Raw genomic sequence first — 20,458 nt, 5'->3', positions numbered from 1 at the left:
AGTAATGGAAAGTACAGAAAAGAAAGAAGCGTTAATGCGAATAAAAGCAGCTTCGAAAAATGAATTGTATCGAAAGTTATTTGACCAATATGGTACAGATTATTATTACGTTGTCGATGAAAGTGTAAAACGAAATATACCGTTTTTCTGGAAAAAGGATTATGAAATGTTAGTTGCTTTTCCAGAAGAAAAACAGGAAGAAGTGAATGAAGGTACAGCTCAATTTCATGAACAGTTAATGGATGTTGTGAATGATCCTTCAGAACAAATTGTGAAGGCGAATGGAATTCAATCAGTACTGCACAATTTAGAAAACGTAACGACTTCTATGTCATACGCGGCGATGCAAACAGGAAATAGTGAAGAATGGGCAAGAAAAAAAGAGAAACTATTAAAGCTGTTCGAAAAAGGAATTGTCGTTGTGAAACCGACGAAAGAAGCGGAAGTAACGAAAAAGAAAAAAGTTGTGAAACAAGTCGTTCAGGTAAAGAAAGAAGAAGTAGCTCCAAAGAAAGAAAATCAAGAATCTGTACCGTTTATTATTCAAAAAGTAATTCGGATGCTAGAACAAAACGATGTAGAACAATATTTCATTTATGCATATGCTGAAAAGTTAAAAATAAAGTTTGAAAATGCAACGATGATTACAGAAGAAGAAGTTATCAGGTACATATTGGAAGATATGAAATCTCATTTTAATACGGAAAACGTCTTTGAAAAAGAAGTACAAACAATCGCATTAATCGGTCCAACTGGCGTTGGTAAAACGACGACACTCGCCAAAATGGCATGGCAATTTCACGGTAAGAACAAAACAGTTGGTTTTATAACGACAGATCATTCTCGCATAGGGACAGTGCAGCAATTGCAAGATAACGTAAAGACAATTGGATCGGAAGTAATTGCTGTGCGTGATGAAGCTGCAATGACAAGAGCGCTTACGTATTTTAAAGAAGAAGCACGCGTCGATTATATTTTAATTGATACAGCCGGAAAAAATTATCGTAAGTCAGAAACAGTGGAAGAAATGATTGAAACGATGGGACAAGTAGAACCAGATTATATTTGTTTAACGTTATCAGCTTCGATGAAAAGTAAAGATATGATTGAAATCATTACAAACTTTAAAGATATTCATATAGATGGTATTGTGTTTACAAAATTTGATGAAACAGCAAGTAGTGGCGAATTGTTGAAAATTCCAGCAGTATCATCAGCTCCTATTGTATTAATGACAGATGGCCAAGACATAAGGAAAAATATACATATCGCTACAGCTGAACATTTAGCGAAACAAATGTTACAAACATCGTAGAAAAGAGGTGAAGAATAAGGCGCTTGCCTTATTCAAACGAATATGAACGGTCTTTATATAGGTTCTATGGGTATGATGAATTACATGCAGCGTATTAATGTTCATTCGAATAACGTTGCAAATGCTCAAACGACAGGATTTAAAGCAGAAAATATGACGTCTAAAGTATTTGATGTACAAGACACATATCGCCGAGGAGATGGGGCGGTAACAAATATCGGTTCGGTCGATTACGCTGTAGTACCAGCTGCAACACATGTGAATTTAGTACAAGGAAATATACAAATGACAAATAGCGCTACAGATTTCTTTTTAGATGACGGCGCGGCCGGCACAACATCATTTTTCGTTACTTCTAAAAATGATGAAACGTTTTTAACGAGAGATGGTAGTTTCACATTAAATAGTGATCGTTATTTACAAACATCTTCAGGTGCTTTCGTAATGGGAGAGAATAATGAGCGTATTCGTATTCCAGAAGGAGCAAAGGTTGCTGTACAAGCAGACGGTACATTATATGATGAAGTAACACAAAATAATATTGCTCGTTTACAAACAAAAACAGTAGATGCCGAAACGAATGCTCGTCTCGTGCAACGTGAGAACAAAAGCTTTACACTAGCAGAAGGAAACATTGCTAATTTACCGAACGGAACAGGAATAGTAAAAAATCATATGCTAGAAAATTCAAATGTTGATATGACGAAAGAGATGGCAGATCTTATGACGGATCAAAAAATGATTCAAGCATCACAGCGTGTTATGACGTCATTTGATAAAATTTATGAAAAAGAAGCGAATGAAATATTGAGATAAAAGACTTCCAAAAGTGGGAGTCTTTTTTGTTATTGCTTTTATTACAGTTACATCATAAAATGATAATGATTATCAATATCATTTTATCTATTTTCATAAGAATAGAATTTCATAATGACAGCAACATTTGTTTAACTAAGTGAATTAAAAATAAGGGGATGGTGTGAAGATGTCTAAAAAGAATCAACTTTGCATTGGATTATGTTTAATTTCTAGAAAGAAAGAACAAGAGAATGAGTTTAATTCCGGAATTGATGAGCAAGTAGAGTTGGCACTACAGGCAGAAAAGGCTAAGTTAGATTTTGTTTTTAAAGCCGATTATTTAGTGGCCCACCCAGATTTAATTGCTAGAAATAAAGGGAATGTAATTTTAGACCCAACATTATTGTTTACTGCTATTGCGTACGCAACTGAAAAAATTGGAGTCGTTACAACCGCTTCAACTTCATTTTATCCACCATATATATTAGCAAGGCAATTACAATCGTTACACTGGATTAGTAACGGCCGAGTAGGGTGGAATATTGTTACATCAATTGACGGTGCTGAAAACTTTGGTGAGGAAGGGATGCCATCATCTGAGGAGAGATATGCGAAAGCAGCAGAATGTACAGAGTTAGTAAGAAAACTTTGGAGGAGTCATCCTTATGAAGTGTTGAAAATAGATAACACTGAAGTTATTAGAGAGATGGCCAAGCCAATTGAACATAGTGGTGAATATTTTGAGGTAAAAGGTCCGCTGAATATCCCACAGCATATATCAGGAGAAATGCCATTATTTCAAGCCGGTGCTTCAGAGTCTGGTCGGAATTTTGCTGCTTCTGTTGCAGATGCAATTTTTGCTGCAACGCCAGATGTAGAGTCAGGTATTGAACTTCGTCAAGATTTAAGAAGAAGAGCAGAACAGCATGGCCGGAAGCAAGATGCTATACGCGTATTACCTGGATTATATTTCTTTATAGGTGATACATATGAAGAGGCGCTAGAAATGCATAGACAAGCTCATCAACATCTCACAAAAGAGAAGAGATATGCGTTACTTGAAATGGTTCTCGGATTAGATGCGAGAGGGATTCCGCTAGAAAGTAAAATTACCGAAGAGATGCTGCCAAGTCGGGATCAAACTGTACGTAGTAAAACACATGCAGAATTATTACGGCATTTCATTATTAAAAATGAACCAACAGTTGAACAAATACTAGAGCGACCAGAAGTTGTTGGATCGGCTCATTGGGTTGCGGTTGGTACACCAAAAGACGTTGCGAAGCAAATTATGGATAGGTTTGAGGCCGGAGCGTTAGATGGATTTATTGCTATTCCAGGAGGACCTCCCAAGTCACTAAATCTATTCTTTAGTGAAGTCATTCCTTTATTTGTGAAGGCGGGAGTATTTAGAGAAGAGTATACAGGTTCTACTTTACGGGAGCATTTGGCGGGAAACATGTTAAATACTTTACAGTTAAAATAAATAATAGCATGTAGAAAAAAGCCTTATTATAAAAGGCTTTTTTTATTTAAAATTAAAAATTCTGAAATATAAGTTGACTGTATGAATATTATTTTTTATATTAGTAGGTATAACTATAACTACTAAAGAGGTGAGAGTATGAAAACGGCATTATATTTAGAAGATGCATACAAAACGAGTTGCGAGACAGAAGTGATAAGAGTGGAAGGGAATAAAGTATTTGTAAAAGAAACAGTTTTTTATCCAACTGGTGGAGGACAGGAATGTGATACGGGTGTCATTGTACAAGATGGGTCTGTATTTGAAGTTGAAAAAGTAAAGAAGGAGCAGGGAGAAATAGTTCACTATATAAAAGATGAAGCTCAAGTAAAATTAGGTCCAGTTAAATTAGAGATTAATTGGGAAAGACGTCATAATTTAATGCGTCATCACTCTTTACTGCATCTTATCGGAGCTGTAGTTTATGAAAAGTATGGAGCTCTATGCACCGGAAATCAAATTTATCCTGATAAAGCACGTATCGATTTTAATGAGTTACAAGAGTTATCGAGCGTGGAAGTAGAAGAAATTGTTGAGGAAGTGAATAAACTTATTAAGCAAAATAAAGAAATTTCCACTCGTTATATGAGCCGCGAAGAAGCAGAAAATGCTGTAGGAATGATTAAAACAGCAATCAATCTCCTGCCAACTACTATCCAAGAAATCCGCATTGTTACAATTGAAAACTTAGACGAACAAGCTTGTGGAGGCACACATGTGAAAAATACGAGTGAAATAGGAACACTTGTTATTGATAAAGTAAAAAGTAAAGGGAAGCAAAATCGCCGTTTTGAAGTAAGAGCGATTTAGATTGTGAGGGGTTACCGATGGATGAAATTATAAAGGAATTACAAAAGTTAGGATTTTCCCAATATGAATGTAAAGCGTATATTGGATTGTTAAAACATTCCCCAGTAACTGGCTATGAAGTGAGTAAACAAACAGGAGTACCTCGTTCTATGATTTACGAGGTACTCGGTAAGTTAATGGATAAAGGAGCAGTGCATATTGTACCTTCTGAACCAGTTAAATATGTACCAGTACCAGCTACCGAATTAATGAATCGAATGCGAAAAGACTTTGAAAAGTCCTTTGAATTTTTAGATGAGAAATTAAATTGTTTAGAACAAGAGCGACAAATAGATGTAATTTCGCATATTCGCTCAAATGATCGTGTTTTAAAAGAAATATGCAATATAATTAATAGGGCAAAGGAAGAATTATGGATTTCTGTATGGGAAGATCAAGTGCATGAAATTGAGCCATACGTTTATCAAAAGGAAGAGGAAGGCGTACATATATTTTCAATCTTATTTGGAGCTCCAGAAACAAAAATAGGAGCGACGTTTCACCATAATTATATGACGCCTCACGTTGTTGAAAAGAGAATGGGTGGTCATTTAACTGTTATTGCGCGTGATGGAGAGGAAGTATTAATTGCGAACTTCTCAAATGATAGCACTTCATGGGCCGTTACAACGTATGACCCAGCGCTAGTTCTCGTTGCTACAGAGTATGTGCGGCACGATATTATGGTTGAAGAAATCACGAAGGAATTTGGAGCTGATAAGTTAGATACGTTATGGCGTGAAAATATAGATTTAGTTCATGTCGTAACAGGAAAACGAACTTTAGAAGGAATGGAGGATGATAGAGATGAGTAAAGCTCAGGCACATGTAGCTTTGCAGAGCGATGATACATTTCAGCAAGGAGTAAAAGATTGTTTACCAACTGTATTTGGTTACTTGAGCATCGGTATAGCAGCTGGTGTAATTGCAAAAACAGCAGGTTTTTCTATCATTGAAATTGCATTTATGTCCACTTTAATTTATGCAGGTTCTGCCCAATTTATATTAGCTGGTATGTATGCAGCCGGTGCTCCTGCTTCCGCAATTATTTTTACTGTATTTTTTGTTAACTTGCGCCACCTTCTTATGAGTGCTGCACTCGCGCCGTACTTTACGAAAATTCCTCTATTTAAAAACTTAATCATCGGTTCGCAAATTACAGATGAAACTTTCGGCGTTGCAGTGCAACACGCGGCGCAAAAAGGATATTTAGGTGAAAGATGGATGATCGGGCTTAACGTAACAGCGTATTTAAATTGGATTCTTGCTACTATTATTGGTGGACTGTTTGGTGAGTGGATACCAGATCCACATACATACGGGATGGATTATGCATTACCAGCGATGTTTATTGGATTATTTGTTCTTCAGCTCATAAGTAGTAAACCAAAACTAGCAATTCATTTAAGTGTTGCAATTGTAGCGATTATCATCGCATACGTTTCACACCTATTTATGCCAGATAGTATAGCGGTTATTATCGCAACCTTACTAGCTGCGACGATTGGAGTGGTGATTGAAAAATGGAAATGAGATTAGATGTATTATTACTTTTACTAGCAGCAGGAGCTGTTACACTCGTGCCACGTATTTTACCTCTACTCGTATTTAGCAAACTACAAATTCCTGACTGGGGTTTAAAATGGTTAAATTACATACCAATTGCGATATTAGCAGCGCTTTTAGCACAAGTTTTATTTATGCATGAGACGATGCAGTGGGATTACCTTATCGCAGCAATTCCCACATTTCTTGTAGCGATATATACTCGTAGTTTATTAGGTACAGTATTAACGGGAGTGGTTGTGATTATTTTGTTACGTTTCTTTTTCTAAAAAGGATTACGCTCATATAATAGCGAAAGGTGTAATAACATGAAAAATATAGGGGTGGTGTTATGATACTTTTAACGATAGGAGCAATTTTGTTAACGTTGTTTATTTTCTTTATTATCGGCTTTATTACGTTTATGATGTTTGTTGATAAGGCGACACCTCAAATATATTATACACCTTGTGAATCAGTGACAGTGAAAGCTAAAGGTAAAGATAGAAGGAAGAAAAGTTGAATGTTGGCTTTTCTTCCTTCTTCTATTACATCCCCGAAATAACTAACAACAATAACCCAAATAAAAAACTAATAAAGTTTCACTTTACAAGAAATGAATCTATTACATTGTATGCTTGTTTTGTAGAGTGCCCGTTATATTTTTCAGTGTACGGATTTAGAAATCCATGTTCACCGTGTAGTTGTTGTATTTCTAGTAAAGGATTTTTTTGTTGCTGCAATGTTTGAATTAAAGAGGATACTGAAAAACTAGCTTCTTTTTCAGGAAATATAAGTAGTGTAGCGCATGTAGGCTTTATGTGAACATAGTCGCGTATACGAGAACCGTAACATCCGATGATAAAATCTATTTTCGGATTGTTACTACATAGCCATGAGATGGTAGCTCCAACACTAAAGCCGATAAGTCCAATATGTGTATAATTGCTTGAAAGGGTATTGATGAATGCTTCAATTTGGTCTTTTCCATCATTAAATCCAATATGATTTACAAAATGTTCATATGCTTTTTCTTCATCACGATAATGAAATGCGTGTTGTAAGTGCAGAAGATTAGGACAGAATACGTCAATATGAGATGAAGTAAATTGCTCGGTAACGTGATGCATATGGTCGTTCACACCATATATTTCATGAACAATAACGAGAGCTAATTTTTCCTTCATAGTTATATTGTGCCTCTTTGAAACTTAAATTCTTTCTCAACAAGGCAAATACGCAGATGGAAGTTTTCATACCATTGCTCACGACCTCTTTTTTTCGCTTCTTTATGTAAGGCGTTCTTCTTCCAATTTTCAATTGCATCAAGTGATTCCCAATAAGAAATTGTTATTCCGAGTCCAGAATTACCTCGTGCACTTTCTACACCTAAAAATCCAGGTTGTTGCTTTGCAAGTTCCTCCATTGTTTCGGCAACGGTATTATAGTCTGTTGTATCATTTGATAAATTAGAAGTGAATATCACGGCATAATAATGACTCATTTTTTGTGAAGTATTTTTCATATACATTCCCCCCTTTAATAAGTATTTTAGCATGTAAAAAAGAAAAGAAGCACGACGCTTCTTTTCTTTTTTACGCTGTGAATTTTAATCCAGCATATATTTTACGACCCTTTTTTTGAATCCAACACACTTGTGCATTTTTCTTTTGAATATTACGTTCTTCCATTGTTACTTGTATAATTTGGTCAATCACAAGAGGGATGTTCGTTTGTACTTGGCACCCACCTGTACTATAGTCGATAATGGTCGCTTCAATCGGCATCCCATTCATATGCAATGTTCCAGGAGACATCAGTTGCTCACGTATATGTTGCCTGCGAAATTGTCTTGGTGCTTTTTTTGTGTTTTTTATGAAAGATGCAATTGCTAGTGTAAGAAATGCTTTATCGTACACCTTTTCCACCCGGTCATTAACCGGTTTACTAAATAGATGAAGAATGAGTTTACAATATTGCTCATGGGATACATCATCAAATGATACACCAACTTGTACAGAACTTTCTTGTCTCCGAATCCATTTTTTTGTACTATAAATCTTTTCTACCTCGCCAAAAGATAGCATATAGGAAGATAGACTTGATAAAGTTTCAAATGGAATGGAGGAATCTAATTCAAAACGTGCCCCCGTTTCACTAATATCAAGGATATTGCAAGAAATGATCATATCTTCGGCATATAAAGTACCTGGTAAATTTACTACGAAACGTTCTGAATTTCGAAAACGCGGTCTTTCAAATGCTACAAATAGTGAAGTGACAATAGCTATCCCGTTGTATAGTAACCAGAAAATGTTAATATATAAGCTCTCTCTTTCAATATAATATTGCTCAGGGTATAAGAGCATAAGTGTTGCTCGAATAAGTGCAATAATTGTTAAAATGAGTAATATGAGATGAGGGATGCTTGCAATCCATAAAAAATGCCTTGTATTATTTTGAACTCCCTTTCTTGTCACATGAAATTGAAACTTTTTACGTAAGAAAATTTCTGATAAAATAGCAAATCCCATATAAGGAGCCATAGCAACTTCGTACACATGACTCCACGTAGTTGTTCGTTTTTTATTAGAAACAGCTTTGAAAATAAGCTGTGATGTTAAAAAGGCAGGTGCCCAGAACATAAATAAGTGCATGAAATTAATTTCTAAACTATAAATATCAAATACTAAAAATAATAGCGGTGCTAATAAAAATATCATTTTATAAACACCGAAAAACCAATAATGAATTCCATCTGCATATAAAAGACGCTGCATAAAAGATAATCCTTTTATAGTGAAAGGATTCCATTTTTTTACGACTTGAATGTTCCCTCTACACCAGCGGTCCCGTTGTTTTAATAAATCACTAAATGTTTCTGGGGATAATCCAACAGCTAGTGTTTCATTGACAAATATAGTCTCCCATTTGTTAGCTTGTAGTAGCATACCAGTTGCCATATCTTCAGTAATAACTCCAGTCGCAAATCCTCCAATTTCTTCAAGCGCGGTGCGGCGAAATAGGGCGTTACTACCAACATACATCGTAGCATTAAAGCGATCTTTCCCTTCTTCTAACTGGCGCATAAAGAAATCTTGTTCATTGGCGATGTTATCTTCAAAAAACAAATTATATTGGAAAGGATCAGCATTATAAAAAACTTGTGGTGCTTGAACGAATACAACATTATTTTTAGAAAAATATCCAATCGTTCGCTCTAAAAAGTTAGCTCGTGGTATCATATCGGCATCCATTGTTACGATAATATCACCTTTTGAATGAAGCATCGCATGATTTAAATTTCCAGCTTTTGCATGCTTGTTTTCGGTGCGAGTTATGTAATGAACAGAAAAATCTGCCGCAAGTTGCTTTACACTTTCACGGCGCCCGTCGTCACAAATATAAATGTTTAGTAACTCTTTCGGATAAGTAATCAACGTACAACCAGCTACAGTACGTTTTAACAAATCGATCGGTTCATTGTAAGTGGCAATAAATATGTCGACAGTAGGTAGTTTTTCAAAAGTGGATAATGGTACTTCTTTCCGTTTATATGGTTTCCATGAAACAATGCTAAAAACGATAGATTGTAAGTAACCAGCCCATTCTGTAATTAACAATATAATACCAGCGATAATACTTATGAGATTAATAGTTGGTAACGAATAAAAAGTTCGCCAAATAAGATAAATAGCATTACAAATGAGAAATAGAATAATAAGTAATTTTTTTGACCATAAATATTTGTGTGCAAGGGCGTAAGTAATAATGATTACGAAAAAAATAATACCTAAACCTTCGTATATAGAGAGGCTCATACAATTCCTCCTTTATGTATAGAGTGGGAAATAGAAAAAAATTTATATTATTCATCTATAAAGATTTAATTATTTCCAGAGTATAAAATATCACAAAATATAGGGTTAGAGTATAAAATTTACATTTTCTTATTATAAGCTTAAAAAATTAGAAGAAATAATAGTTGTATTTTTGATTCATAAGAAAAATGCCACTTCAAAAGAGAAGTGGCATTTCTTATATTTCCTCTAAGCTATTAACTGGAACAGTTAATTCGCGTCCTGGGTTTTTTACTTCATATATGCGGGCGGTTTCATTGCTTTCATCGACGTGTTGAATCATAACAGGCATGCCTTGAAAACTGACATTGGCTTGTTCCGCTGACACAGAAAGCTCTATTGCACGTTGTATATTCATTTATATTCCTCCCATCATTATTATCTTTGCTAAAAAAGAGGAATAATATACCATTTTGAGACATCCTTAAAGTTTTTGTATTATTTGTAATGTTTCTTTAATAAATGAAGAAAAGATGGAATCAGGATAGGACTGTACGATTTCATATGCTTCTGTTACTTCTTCAAGAGCTCTTTTTTTATCATTAAGTTTGACATAACAAAGAGCACGATATGCCCCAGCTGTTGTAAGCCGTGCGTGATCAAGTGGATGGTTTATATAATCTGGTATGATAGCACGTTGTAATGTTTTTAAAGCTTCTTCGTATTGTTTTAAACCATACAAAGCTTTTCCTTTTTCAAGATAATACGATCCATCATCTTGAAAAATTCGCTCATCTTTTAGTTGTTCTCGAAATTGTTCTACATGTTCTAATGCAATAGTATATTCATGAGTAATTGTGTTGTAGTAGTAAGCTTTTAAAAGATTAATAACCGCTGCAGATAAAGTATCTTCTGTAAAAATGGCAAATTGCTCTGATTTTTTTATGTAATGTAAATATTGTTCTTTATCAGCCGTTAGGACTTTTTGGTAAGATAAAATACGGTAAAATTCATCTGTTTTATAATACACTTGATGTTTTTTTGAAAATGCAAGCGCATCTAAAATGACACTTTCACATTGTTCGTAATTACCATATGCAAGAAAAATAATCGCCTCATATAAATATAACTCGATATGTATAATGAGATCCATTTCTAAATGTTTCTCTTCATAGTCATTTCGGATGCTAGCAATGAGTTGTAAACATTCAGCATATTTTTTACGTGTGAATATCGTAAAGGATAATTTTAATTTTGTTTCCGTACTTTCCCGGTATAACGTATATTTTTCAAAAATAGAAGTAGCCTTTTCCACGTAATGTTCAATATTGTAATCTTTCATTTTAGCCGCAGCTGTTACAAATTGTTTATATAAACGAGCGGTATTCAAAGTAGGAGGTAGCTCTTTTTGAACGATAGGTAGTAAGATCTCATATACTTCATCGTACTTATTTGCTTTTATTAGTTGTTCCATTTGTTGAATGAGTTCTATCTTTTCCACATCATCATCTTCTAGTAAAAAACTCGTTTCGCATCCAAGTTTTTCAGCAATATATTGTAATGTTTTCATGGAAGGTGTAGCTTTTCCGTTTTCAATTTGGCTTAGCATACTTTTTGTCAGCTCTGAACCTGCTAAATCAGTTTGAGTAAGCTTTTTTTCTTTTCGTAACGTTTTAATTTTTGCACCGAGAGTAGCCATTATATGCTCCTTTATAATTTAAAAGTTAAATACAATTAAACTTTTTATTGTAAAAATTGGAAAGTTGATTATATAATAAGTTTAACATAATTTAACTTTTAAGGGGAGAGTGTCATAATGGGGGATATAAATATAGGTCAAAATGATTGGAAAATGAAGATTGCAACGAGAAATATTATTTTAATGATGATTGGAAAAATGACGTCCTTGTTAGGAGCGGGTATTTATACGTTTGCAATGGGATTATACGTATTAAAGACAACGGGTTCAGGAATGGGGTTTGCAACTACGCTTATTTGCGGATCGATTCCAAGGCTGATCTGTGGACCGATTGCTGGTGCTGTAGCTGACCGTGTTAATCGAAAATGGCTTGTCATCGGTACTGATTTGTTAAGTAGTTTAACAATGCTTATTATGTTTATCCTTGCAACTACTTTTGGGCCATCACTTCTGTTTATTTATGTTTCAGCAGCATTATTATCAATTTGTGCGAGTTTTTATTCTGTTGCATTAACTTCATCTATTCCAAGTTTAGTAGATGAAGGACGTATTCAAAAAGCGAGTGCTTTGAACCAGACGGCAGCATCTTTATCAAATATTTTAGCACCGATTATTGGTGGAGTTGTATTTGGTTTCTTTTCAATTAAATCGTTTTTCCTGCTAAATAGCATTACATTCTTTTTAGCGGTAATTGTACAATTATTTATCGTATTCGATTTATATAAAAAAGACATGGCTGAAAGTAAAGAGCATTTCTTGACAAGTATAAAAGAAGGGTTTTCATATGTAAAAAGACAGCATGAAATATATGGTTTAATGAAAATTGCAGTAGGGGTAAACTTTTTTGCGAGTGCACTTTTCGTTTCACTTCCATATATTATTGTTCAAAATTTGCATCTATCTTCGAAGCAACTCGGTGTTGTAGAGGGAATGTTAGCAGTTGGGATGTTAATTGGTGCAATTGCGTTATCAGTACGTAAAGAAGTGAATAATCCGTTTCGCTCTGTTTATATTGGGTTGTTTTTATTTGCGAGCTTGAGTTTATGTACAGTGTTTCCATTAGTAGTCACCATTCCGAAAGTAGCAAGTTTTATTTACTATATCGCTTTTATGATGTTAACTGGTATATCAATGATGGTTGTAAATATTCCGATGCAAGTACATTTGCAAAAGACGACAAATCCCAATTATTTAGGACGCGTTTTCGGCTTACTTGAAACAATTTCTACTGCAATCGCACCACTCGGTATGATTGTGTATGGATTATTATTAGATATGTTGCCAACTAGCATTGTTATGATGACATTAGGCGGAGGCTTATTGTTAGTTGTATTAGTAGGAGTAAAGAAGCATGTAATGAAAAAGCAAGTGGATGTGTCTGCCTAAAAGGAAATTTGACTTAATGAAATAAAAATGACCGAATTAGTATTTTAGTTTTTGAAACTCTTTTTCATGTATGTTAAAGTAAAGTGAGCTTGCAAAGAAAAGGAGACAACAGCATGAAAAAATTAAATTTTGTTATGCTTTTTCTATTAATCGTAATGGCTGGATGTAGCAATTATGACACATATATTGAAACAGGTATGCAATCATTGAAAGATGAAAAGTATAGTGATGCAACAATGTGGTTCGAAAAAGCAGAAAAAGCGAAATCAGGAAATGAAGCGAAATCATATAAAGAAGTTGCTGAGAAAATGGATCACGGGGCAACAGCATTAAAAGACGGTAAGTATTTAGAAGCGAAAGACATTGCAAATGAAGTGTTACAAAAGAAAAAAGATGATGCACTTGAAAAAGCTGTAACATCAAATGCAGAGAATATGCTTCAAAAAGCAAAAGATGTAGAAGAGAAAGTGAATGAAAGAGTAGCAAAGCGTAGAAAGGTAGAAGAAGAAGGAATCGATAAAATTATTAAAGCTGTCGATAGTATAGATGAAGTGAAAGAAAAAGAGAAGAAAGTATCAGAAGCATTAGATAAGGCTGAAGAGGCGCAAGCAAAAATTGAGGCAAAGAAAAATAAATAGATTTATAGTGTAAAAGGCTGTCGTGCATAACGACAGCCTTTTAATTTTTTGTTGCAAATGAATGGATGCTCTGTAGTAAAAAAGAAATGATTTTAGAATTCCATCTGTCCTCATGATGAATCGTATAAATATTACGCTGAAATTCAAATTCTGGGATTGGTATATAGCATAACTCATTTCGTTGTATTTCTTGCTCAATAGCAAGTTTAGAAATAAAGGCAATTCCATTACCATATTTTAAAATTTGTTTCATCGTTTCTAATGAGTCTAATTCAATTTCTGATTGGAATGTAATGTTATGAACTGACATCCATTTTGTAAGTAAATCTCTCGTTGTAGATGGATTACGATGCAATAGTATGCGTTCCTTTTCGATATTTTGTAACGATACATTTTCTTTCTTTGAAAAATGATGTTCTTTGGAAAAGGCAAGAACAAGTGTATCAGGTATTATATTCGTTTGTTTTAAAAGTGGTTCATCAAATGGAGCAGCGGAAATTATCCCAAGATCGATTTCGTGATTTTGTAGCATCATTCGAATTTCAGGGGCTGTTTTAACTAGTAGCGTTATTTTTATATTGGGAAATTCACATTGAAATTCATGAACGACTTCTGGCAAAAGATAAGTCGCTGGTACATAACTAGCGCCGATTGTTATAGCACCTTTATTAAAATCTTTAAACTCTTGCGTGACACGTCTAGCTTCTTTCATAAGTGCATCTATTTTAGAAGCATAATGGTGCAAAGCCTCACCAGCCTCTGTTAAGAAATACCTTCCAGAACGTAATTCGAATAAAGACACACCGAGTTCTTCTTCTAAGCTTTTTATATGAAATGTAATAGTTGGTTGTTTAACGCCAAGTTTTTCTGCAACAATTGTAAGCTTTTTGTATTTCTTAATAAGTACTACAATTTCTAATTTTAAGAGATTCATTATGAATTGCCGCCTTTTTTATTTTAACTATAGAAAAAATCTATAGAAATAAATAGTTTATTAGAAGTTTTTTAATTTAATCTTTACAGTACATTAACATTCAGTATAAATCTTCCATATAGAATGAAAGCAGGTTAAGAATGAGGGGAGAGAGGTGAAGCAATGGATATTACAATTAGTGGATTAGAAAAGACATTTGGAAAAACACAGGCGTTAAAGCCGTTGCAGATTGTAATGAAACAAGGGGAATTCACTACACTTTTAGGACCTTCGGGGTGTGGGAAAACGACTTTACTTAGAATGATAGCAGGGCTTGAAGAACCGGATAAGGGAGAAATATATTTTGGAGACCAGTGCATGTATTCTGCTGCAAAAAAGATAAAGACACCTCCTCATGAACGGAATATCGGTATGGTATTTCAAGATTTTGCTTTATGGCCGCACATGACTGTTTTTGACAATGTTGCATTTGGTTTAAGGGCTACAAAGCAAACAAATCATTTACGAGAAAAAGTAGAAGATGCGATAAAGCGAGTTCGCCTGCAAGGTATGGAGAAAAGGTATCCACACGAACTTTCTGGTGGACAGCAACAACGTGTCGCATTCGCTAGAGCAATTGTAACAAAACCTCATTTTATTTTATTTGATGAACCGCTAAGTGCACTCGATGCAATTTTACGAGAAGAAATGAGAATAGAGCTTATGGATATCGTTCATTCCATTGGTTTAACTGCACTGTATGTCACTCACGATCAAACAGAAGCAATGTCAATGTCAGACCAAATTATTGTCATGAAACAAGGAGAAGTATTACAAAAAGGAACACCGGAAGATATTTATGTGAAACCGTCTCATGAATTTGTTGCCAAATTTGTTGGTAAGGCGAATTGGCTTGTAGAGGGTAAAAAAATGGTTCGTCCAGAGCATGTAAGCTGGACGAAAAATGAAGTGTGCGAAATGTATACAGGTGAAATTAAGCACGTTACATATGTAGGAGAACGGTATGAAATAAAAGTAAACATGGGGGCACTCGGAATATGGACAGCTTATCACAATAGTAAATTAAGTATCGGTAAACCAGTATCGTTATATGTGCCAAAAAAATGTATTCATCATATAGGGGGAGAATCGTATGAAGAAATTCAGTTCGCTTAAGTCTTTATTTGTATGTACTTTATTATTTTCGGCTGTAGTAACAGGGTGTAGTTCAAAGACAGGCAATGCAGATGCAAAAAGTAAAAATACGAATGAAAAGAAAATTGTTGTATATAGTGCAGGGCCAAAAGGGTTAGCAGAAAAAATTCAAAAAGAATTTGAAAAGAAAACTGGTATAAAGGTGGAAATGTTTCAAGGGACAACTGGTAAAATTTTAGCGAGAATGGAAGCTGAAAAGAAAAATCCAGTCGTTGATGTAGTCGTACTTGCATCATTACCAGCGATGGAAGGATTAAAGAAAGAGGGTCAAACGTTAGCTTATAAAGAAGCGAAACAAGCTGATAAGCTGCGTTCTGAATGGTCAGATGATAAAGGACATTATTTCGGGTATAGTGCTTCAGCATTAGGGATTGTGTACAATACAAAAAATGTGAAGACAGCGCCTGAAGATTGGAGCGATATAACGAAAGGGGAATGGAAAGGAAAAGTGAATCTTCCAGATCCAGCACTTTCAGGTTCAGCTTTAGACTTTGTAACAGGATATGTGAAAAAGAATGGAAAAGATGGATGGAATTTATTTGAACAGCTTAAGAAAAATGAAGTTACAGTAGCAGGAGCAAACCAGGAAGCGTTAGATCCAGTTGTAACAGGTGCGAAAGATATGGTAATTGCGGGTGTTGATTATATGACGTATAGCGCAAAAGCAAAGGGTGAACCTGTTGATATCGTATATCCAAAAAGCGGAACAGTTATTAGTCCACGCGCAGCGGGGATTATGAAGGATAGTAAAAATGTAGAAGGCGCAAAAGAGTTTATTGATTATTTATTATCCGATGATGTACAAAAACAAGTTTCTAAAGCGTATTTATTGCCTGGTAGAACAGATATAAAAGCTGAAAATAGACCGAATGTAGAAGAGATTCCAGTATTAAATATTGATTGGAAAACAGTTGAGAAAGAGCAAGATGAAATAGGAAAACAATTTAAGAAAGTATTTCAATAAGATGGTGATTCCATGGTAAATCGATTCGTATCAGTAAGACAAGTTGGAATGACGATAGCGTTATTACTTGTGGCGATGTTAATCGTCATTCCACTTTTTCTTATTTTATTTTCTAGTGTATATGAAAATAGCAGTTGGAACTTTTTAAAGCCTTTTGAAGTGATGCAGAGTGGTGGATTAGCTGGGATTTTTCTAAATTCGATGCTTCTAGGTGTACTCGTTGTAATAGGAGCTACAATATTTGCATTTCCATTGGCGTTTATTATGAGCAAAACAGATGTAGGAAAGTATAGTAAGTTAGATATTGTTTTTATGATTCCATTTATGACACCGCCGTATATTGGATCGATGGGCTGGATTTTGTTCATGCAACCTAACGGCTATTTTGAACAATTTTTTCCGATGTTAAAGATAGTTTCATCATCGTTTTTTAGTTTAGGAGGTATGGTCTTAATTATGAGTCTGCATTTATTCCCATTCCTTTATTTCATGCTGAAAAACACGTTACTTCAGATTGGGAGTAGTAAAGAAGAAGCTGCAGCAGTTCATGGCGGAAGTTTTTTCTATCGTTTAAGAAAAATAATATTGCCGTTATTAGTATCAAGTTATGTAATGGGTGCTTTACTCATTTTCGTAAAGACGATTGCTGAATTTGGAACACCGGCTACATTCGGACGTAGAATAGGATTCCACGTGTTAACATCAGAAATCCATAAATTTATTTCGAGTTGGCCAATTGATTTTAGTAGTGCAACAGCATTATCTTCTTTATTACTTAGTGCTTGTATGCTCATTTGGTATATGCAAAATGTATTGAATCGAAAGTATTCATATGCAATGGTTAGTGGAAAAGGTGTGAAATCTAAAAGATATACTTTGTCTATATTTACGCGCGTTGTAGCATGGATGTATGTAATTGGTTTATTAATCGTATCAATTGGAATTCCATACTTTTCTATACTGATTGCTTCTTTGTCAAAATTAAGAGGCGGCGGTTTACATGTAAATAACTTTACAACAAGCCATTATGAGGCATTGTTTACAATGGGATCTCCGGGATTAGAGGCTTTATGGAATAGTTTTCTTTTTTCACTCGTAACAGCGATTATTGCGGTAATGATTGGAGTCTTTTTGGCACTTATGATTCGAAAGGGGAAAAAAAACTCTGAAAAATGGCTCGATATGTGCGGTATGTTACCCAATATGGTACCAGGAATCGTTATGGTTGTAGGTCTTATTCTATTTTGGAATTCACCATATATGGCCCTGTCAATTTACAATACACCAGTCATGGTTATCGTAACGTATGTTGTGCTGTTTTTACCTTACACGGTGCAATATGTAAAATCATCACTCGGACAAATTGATGATTCTCTCATGCAGGCAGGAAGTGTTTTTTCGGGAAATTATATTTATATTTTTAGAAAAATAATATTGCCTCTTATTATCCCAGGCATTCTTGCTGGATGGGCGATGACATTTACAATTTCGATAAGAGAGTTAGTAGCATCGCTTCTCGTATTACCTCCATCAGTAGAAACGTCAGCAACGTTTATTTTTGCTCAATTTGAACAGGGTGAAGTATCTATAGGCATGGCGATGGCCGTTGTTTCTGTTGGACTTACAACAATGTGCTTATTACTGCTACAACATATGGAGCAAAAGCGAAAAGGGGTAGCATGATGAGGATAGAAGTATGGGGTGGGGCAGGAGAATACGGTCGCTCCTGCTATTTTGTAAAAAATAAAGAGACGAAAATATTATTTGATTGTGGTATTAATCGATCATATGAGAAGAGTTATCCAGAAATAGAGAGAGAAGCTGTTCCATTTTTAGATGCGGTATTTTTATCACATATTCATGAAGATCATACGATGGGTTTACCTTTATTAGCGAAGTATGGATATAAGAAAAAAATTTGGACGACTCGTTATACGAAGGAGCAACTGCCGTTATATTATGAAAAATGGAGAAACTATAATGTGATGCAAGGGTGGAATTTACCTTATAGCGACCAACACATAAAAGATTTAAATTATGTATGTATTGATGAGATTAGTAATCCAAATGAATGGATACAAATTACTCCTACATTGCGGTTTCAATGGGGATATAGTGGGCATGTATTGGGAGCTGTTTGGTTTTTAGTTGATTTGTGTAATACATACGTGTTCTATTCCGGCGATTATTCAGCAGAGTCTAATATACTACGAGCTAATTTACCTGAGAAATTGGGCCACAATATAAAAGTTGCAATTGTAGATGCCGCTTACCACACAGATGATGTTTCGCAAAATGAAAGATTAGATGATCTATGTGCAGAAATTGAGCGAGTTATGCAGAATAAAGGAATAGCATTGCTACCGCTGCCACAACTTGGTAGGGCGCAAGATATAGTATTGTATTTATATGAACGATATAAAGAATTTCCGCTTATAGTAGATAAAGAAATTTTGGCTGGATTTGAAGAGATGTTCATATATAAAGATTGGATAAAAAATAATGAAGAACTTAAATGGATTATGGAGAGTTTAAAAAGAAACATAATCGTTATGGATAATGACATTAGTATGCAAAATAGTTATGGAATAGTTGTAATGAGTGATGCGAATATGCAAACGAAACGAGCACAGTTATGCTATGAACAGCTTCGGAATGAAAAACGTAATTCCGTTATTTTTACTGGGCATATTGCGAAAGGGAGTTTTGCAGAAAGAGTTATGAAAGAACATGTAAGGAGTACATGTAGGGTGAAGCGAGTTCCGTATAAAGTTCACCAAAGTATAAAAGACGTTAAAGAGATGTTAAATACATTATTACCAGAACATACGGTGCTAGTGCATGCTTTGAAAGAGGATACGGATCGATTACAACAAAAGCTAAGTACAGCAGGATATGAAAATGTATATTCACTTGCAATGGAACGTATAGAAGTCATTTAAAATGTAAAGGGGATAGGTATATGAAAAAAGTATTTGTATTCGTAAGTATTTTCTTTTGTTGTTTTCTTTATAACGTTAAGGAAGGATTTGCTGCTAGTCCAATGAAACCTAGTTTTGAAGTAAAGTTATTATTGAAGCCAGAACAAGTATTAGGTTATAACAAAGAGATGAAGCAAGAGGTGCTAGAACATTTCCAGGCTGGTACAAAATATGAAAGAATACAAGTACAATTTTTAGATACTGCAAATAAAAGTTTAAGTGATGAAGGTTGGTTTGCTAGAATTCGAAAGAAAGAATTTAGTAAAGATTTTGAACTAACATATAAAAAAAGATATCCTATTCAAAATGGTGTAATTCAAGATGCACTAGAAGTAGCTAAAAAAGAAGGATTCGATAGTAATACGGATAGTTATGAGGCGGAAATAGATTGGGGATTTGAGAAGAAAACATTAAGCATTTCAAATAAGAAAAGTTACAGTGCTAAAGGATATGGAATACTTGATTTACCAAATGAACAAGCTGCTCAAAATATGTTAATGGAAAAATTACCAGGGAAAATGAACAGATGGTTGTATACAAATTGGGGAGAAGAGATGTTAAAGAATTCCCGTATTTACGGTCCTGTATTAATGAAACGATATACAGGAGAGTTTGAAAACATAAAAGCAAATATTGAAATTTGGCCATTAAGTAATACCGGAAAATTAGAAGATGACTTCGTAATAGAAGTGTCATTTAAAACAAATGAAGAAAGTATTGCGACAAAACAAAGGGAATTATTAATGGCGAGTTTAGAGAAAAAAGGCTGGTTGTTACCGAAAGATAGTTTGAAGACAGAGCTTATTTTTCAGTAAATAGTAAAAAGGAAT

21 protein-coding genes are annotated in these 20,458 nt (G+C 34.6%); 15 read left to right on the top strand and 6 right to left on the bottom strand.

Annotation, left to right across the window (positions count from 1 at the left end):
• The first annotated feature begins 4 nt into the window (after window positions 1–4).
• From flhF to CN409_RS17365, 8 genes are all read left to right on the top strand, one after another.
• Entirely contained in the window at window positions 5–1,315 is a 1,311-nt protein-coding gene (gene flhF / locus CN409_RS17400; protein ID WP_097981820.1) for a flagellar biosynthesis GTPase FlhF, read from the top strand.
• Window positions 1,316–1,357: 42 nt separating this feature from the next.
• Window positions 1,358–2,131: a flagellar basal-body rod protein FlgG gene (locus CN409_RS17395; protein WP_001013934.1), complete on the top strand. Its 774-nt coding sequence runs from the start codon at window positions 1,358–1,360 to the stop codon at window positions 2,129–2,131.
• A gap of 169 nt (window positions 2,132–2,300) precedes the next feature.
• Window positions 2,301–3,599: an NtaA/DmoA family FMN-dependent monooxygenase gene (locus CN409_RS17390; protein ID WP_000038859.1), complete on the top strand. Its 1,299-nt coding sequence runs from the start codon at window positions 2,301–2,303 to the stop codon at window positions 3,597–3,599.
• A gap of 138 nt (window positions 3,600–3,737) precedes the next feature.
• Window positions 3,738–4,448, top strand: a complete 711-nt coding sequence (locus CN409_RS17385; protein ID WP_000844967.1) for an alanyl-tRNA editing protein — start codon at window positions 3,738–3,740, stop codon at window positions 4,446–4,448.
• A 17-nt stretch (window positions 4,449–4,465) separates the two neighbouring features.
• Window positions 4,466–5,302: a TrmB family transcriptional regulator gene (locus CN409_RS17380; protein ID WP_016077897.1), complete on the top strand. Its 837-nt coding sequence runs from the start codon at window positions 4,466–4,468 to the stop codon at window positions 5,300–5,302.
• A complete protein-coding gene (locus tag CN409_RS17375) occupies window positions 5,295–6,020 on the top strand; it encodes an AzlC family ABC transporter permease (protein WP_000030479.1) in 726 nt (241 codons plus the stop codon). The genes CN409_RS17380 and CN409_RS17375 overlap by 8 nt, the downstream gene beginning before the upstream one ends.
• Window positions 6,011–6,322: an AzlD domain-containing protein gene (locus CN409_RS17370; RefSeq protein ID WP_000425944.1), complete on the top strand. Its 312-nt coding sequence runs from the start codon at window positions 6,011–6,013 to the stop codon at window positions 6,320–6,322. Before CN409_RS17375 ends, CN409_RS17370 begins: the two co-directional genes overlap by 10 nt.
• Window positions 6,323–6,384: 62 nt before the next feature.
• A complete protein-coding gene (locus CN409_RS17365; protein ID WP_000602229.1) occupies window positions 6,385–6,555 on the top strand; it encodes a DUF3951 domain-containing protein in 171 nt (56 codons plus the stop codon).
• A gap of 79 nt (window positions 6,556–6,634) precedes the next feature.
• Here the strand turns inward: CN409_RS17365 and CN409_RS17360 are convergent, their stop codons facing one another.
• The 5 genes from CN409_RS17360 to CN409_RS17340 form a co-directional block, all read right to left on the bottom strand.
• A complete protein-coding gene (locus CN409_RS17360) occupies window positions 6,635–7,219 on the bottom strand; it encodes a dienelactone hydrolase family protein (RefSeq protein ID WP_000660112.1) in 585 nt (194 codons plus the stop codon).
• 2 nt (window positions 7,220–7,221) lie between these two features.
• On the bottom strand, window positions 7,222–7,557 hold the full coding sequence (locus tag CN409_RS17355) for an antibiotic biosynthesis monooxygenase family protein (protein ID WP_000799455.1): 336 nt from the start codon (window positions 7,555–7,557) through the stop codon (window positions 7,222–7,224).
• Between the two features lie 70 nt (window positions 7,558–7,627).
• Entirely contained in the window at window positions 7,628–9,853 is a 2,226-nt protein-coding gene (locus tag CN409_RS17350) for a glycosyltransferase (RefSeq protein WP_044783904.1), read from the bottom strand.
• A gap of 217 nt (window positions 9,854–10,070) precedes the next feature.
• Window positions 10,071–10,250: an H-type small acid-soluble spore protein gene (locus CN409_RS17345; protein ID WP_001025734.1), complete on the bottom strand. Its 180-nt coding sequence runs from the start codon at window positions 10,248–10,250 to the stop codon at window positions 10,071–10,073.
• A 66-nt stretch (window positions 10,251–10,316) separates the two neighbouring features.
• Complete coding sequence (locus tag CN409_RS17340) at window positions 10,317–11,531, bottom strand: helix-turn-helix domain-containing protein (RefSeq protein ID WP_044783905.1); 1,215 nt, start codon at window positions 11,529–11,531, stop codon at window positions 10,317–10,319.
• Window positions 11,532–11,648: 117 nt separating this feature from the next.
• Here CN409_RS17340 and CN409_RS17335 point away from each other — a divergent pair, with 117 nt between their 5' ends.
• Window positions 11,649–12,917 carry an MFS transporter gene (locus CN409_RS17335; protein ID WP_000502461.1) on the top strand — a complete coding sequence of 423 codons (1,269 nt, stop codon included), beginning with the start codon at window positions 11,649–11,651 and terminating at the stop codon, window positions 12,915–12,917.
• 113 nt (window positions 12,918–13,030) lie between these two features.
• Window positions 13,031–13,555 (top strand): DUF4398 domain-containing protein, encoded by a 525-nt coding sequence (locus CN409_RS17330; RefSeq protein WP_000735853.1) that lies wholly within the window; start codon window positions 13,031–13,033, stop codon window positions 13,553–13,555.
• 40 nt (window positions 13,556–13,595) lie between these two features.
• Here the strand turns inward: CN409_RS17330 and CN409_RS17325 are convergent, their stop codons facing one another.
• Window positions 13,596–14,489 (bottom strand): LysR family transcriptional regulator, encoded by an 894-nt coding sequence (locus tag CN409_RS17325; RefSeq protein WP_001050622.1) that lies wholly within the window; start codon window positions 14,487–14,489, stop codon window positions 13,596–13,598.
• Between the two features lie 162 nt (window positions 14,490–14,651).
• On the opposite strand from CN409_RS17325, the gene CN409_RS17320 reads away from it, so the two are divergent.
• From CN409_RS17320 to CN409_RS17300, 5 genes are read left to right on the top strand one after another with little or no spacing between them, the layout of a single operon-like run.
• On the top strand, window positions 14,652–15,644 hold the full coding sequence (locus CN409_RS17320) for an ABC transporter ATP-binding protein (protein ID WP_000355542.1): 993 nt from the start codon (window positions 14,652–14,654) through the stop codon (window positions 15,642–15,644).
• Entirely contained in the window at window positions 15,622–16,647 is a 1,026-nt protein-coding gene (locus CN409_RS17315; RefSeq protein ID WP_063675190.1) for an ABC transporter substrate-binding protein, read from the top strand. Before CN409_RS17320 ends, CN409_RS17315 begins: the two co-directional genes overlap by 23 nt.
• Before the next feature lie 12 nt (window positions 16,648–16,659).
• Window positions 16,660–18,330 (top strand): ABC transporter permease, encoded by a 1,671-nt coding sequence (locus tag CN409_RS17310; RefSeq protein ID WP_097981818.1) that lies wholly within the window; start codon window positions 16,660–16,662, stop codon window positions 18,328–18,330.
• Complete coding sequence (locus CN409_RS17305; RefSeq protein ID WP_033668886.1) at window positions 18,327–19,589, top strand: MBL fold metallo-hydrolase; 1,263 nt, start codon at window positions 18,327–18,329, stop codon at window positions 19,587–19,589. The genes CN409_RS17310 and CN409_RS17305 overlap by 4 nt, the downstream gene beginning before the upstream one ends.
• A 20-nt stretch (window positions 19,590–19,609) precedes the next feature.
• Window positions 19,610–20,443: a hypothetical protein gene (locus CN409_RS17300; RefSeq protein ID WP_000755319.1), complete on the top strand. Its 834-nt coding sequence runs from the start codon at window positions 19,610–19,612 to the stop codon at window positions 20,441–20,443.
• Window positions 20,444–20,458 lie beyond the last annotated feature (15 nt).

Source organism: Bacillus sp. AFS012607, assembly GCF_002558005.1.
Taxonomy (GTDB): Bacteria; Bacillota; Bacilli; order Bacillales; family Bacillaceae_G; genus Bacillus_A; species Bacillus_A thuringiensis_S.
This window is presented reverse-complemented; position numbering and strand designations above follow the sequence as displayed.

Coding starts and splice junctions, on each gene's coding strand:
- CN409_RS17390 (WP_000038859.1), top strand. CDS start 2,301: ATGTCTAAAAAGAATCAACTTTGCATTGGATTATGTTTAATTTCTAGA.
- CN409_RS17385 (WP_000844967.1), top strand. CDS start 3,738: ATGAAAACGGCATTATATTTAGAAGATGCATACAAAACGAGTTGCGAG.
- CN409_RS17305 (WP_033668886.1), top strand. CDS start 18,327: ATGATGAGGATAGAAGTATGGGGTGGGGCAGGAGAATACGGTCGCTCC.
- CN409_RS17375 (WP_000030479.1), top strand. CDS start 5,295: ATGAGTAAAGCTCAGGCACATGTAGCTTTGCAGAGCGATGATACATTT.
- flhF (WP_097981820.1), top strand. CDS start 5: ATGGAAAGTACAGAAAAGAAAGAAGCGTTAATGCGAATAAAAGCAGCT.
- CN409_RS17360 (WP_000660112.1), bottom strand. CDS start 7,219: ATGAAGGAAAAATTAGCTCTCGTTATTGTTCATGAAATATATGGTGTG.
- CN409_RS17355 (WP_000799455.1), bottom strand. CDS start 7,557: ATGAAAAATACTTCACAAAAAATGAGTCATTATTATGCCGTGATATTC.
- CN409_RS17330 (WP_000735853.1), top strand. CDS start 13,031: ATGAAAAAATTAAATTTTGTTATGCTTTTTCTATTAATCGTAATGGCT.
- CN409_RS17335 (WP_000502461.1), top strand. CDS start 11,649: ATGGGGGATATAAATATAGGTCAAAATGATTGGAAAATGAAGATTGCA.
- CN409_RS17350 (WP_044783904.1), bottom strand. CDS start 9,853: ATGAGCCTCTCTATATACGAAGGTTTAGGTATTATTTTTTTCGTAATC.
- CN409_RS17340 (WP_044783905.1), bottom strand. CDS start 11,531: ATGGCTACTCTCGGTGCAAAAATTAAAACGTTACGAAAAGAAAAAAAG.
- CN409_RS17315 (WP_063675190.1), top strand. CDS start 15,622: ATGAAGAAATTCAGTTCGCTTAAGTCTTTATTTGTATGTACTTTATTA.
- CN409_RS17320 (WP_000355542.1), top strand. CDS start 14,652: ATGGATATTACAATTAGTGGATTAGAAAAGACATTTGGAAAAACACAG.
- CN409_RS17325 (WP_001050622.1), bottom strand. CDS start 14,489: ATGAATCTCTTAAAATTAGAAATTGTAGTACTTATTAAGAAATACAAA.
- CN409_RS17310 (WP_097981818.1), top strand. CDS start 16,660: ATGGTAAATCGATTCGTATCAGTAAGACAAGTTGGAATGACGATAGCG.
- CN409_RS17345 (WP_001025734.1), bottom strand. CDS start 10,250: ATGAATATACAACGTGCAATAGAGCTTTCTGTGTCAGCGGAACAAGCC.
- CN409_RS17395 (WP_001013934.1), top strand. CDS start 1,358: ATGAACGGTCTTTATATAGGTTCTATGGGTATGATGAATTACATGCAG.
- CN409_RS17370 (WP_000425944.1), top strand. CDS start 6,011: ATGGAAATGAGATTAGATGTATTATTACTTTTACTAGCAGCAGGAGCT.
- CN409_RS17380 (WP_016077897.1), top strand. CDS start 4,466: ATGGATGAAATTATAAAGGAATTACAAAAGTTAGGATTTTCCCAATAT.
- CN409_RS17365 (WP_000602229.1), top strand. CDS start 6,385: ATGATACTTTTAACGATAGGAGCAATTTTGTTAACGTTGTTTATTTTC.
- CN409_RS17300 (WP_000755319.1), top strand. CDS start 19,610: ATGAAAAAAGTATTTGTATTCGTAAGTATTTTCTTTTGTTGTTTTCTT.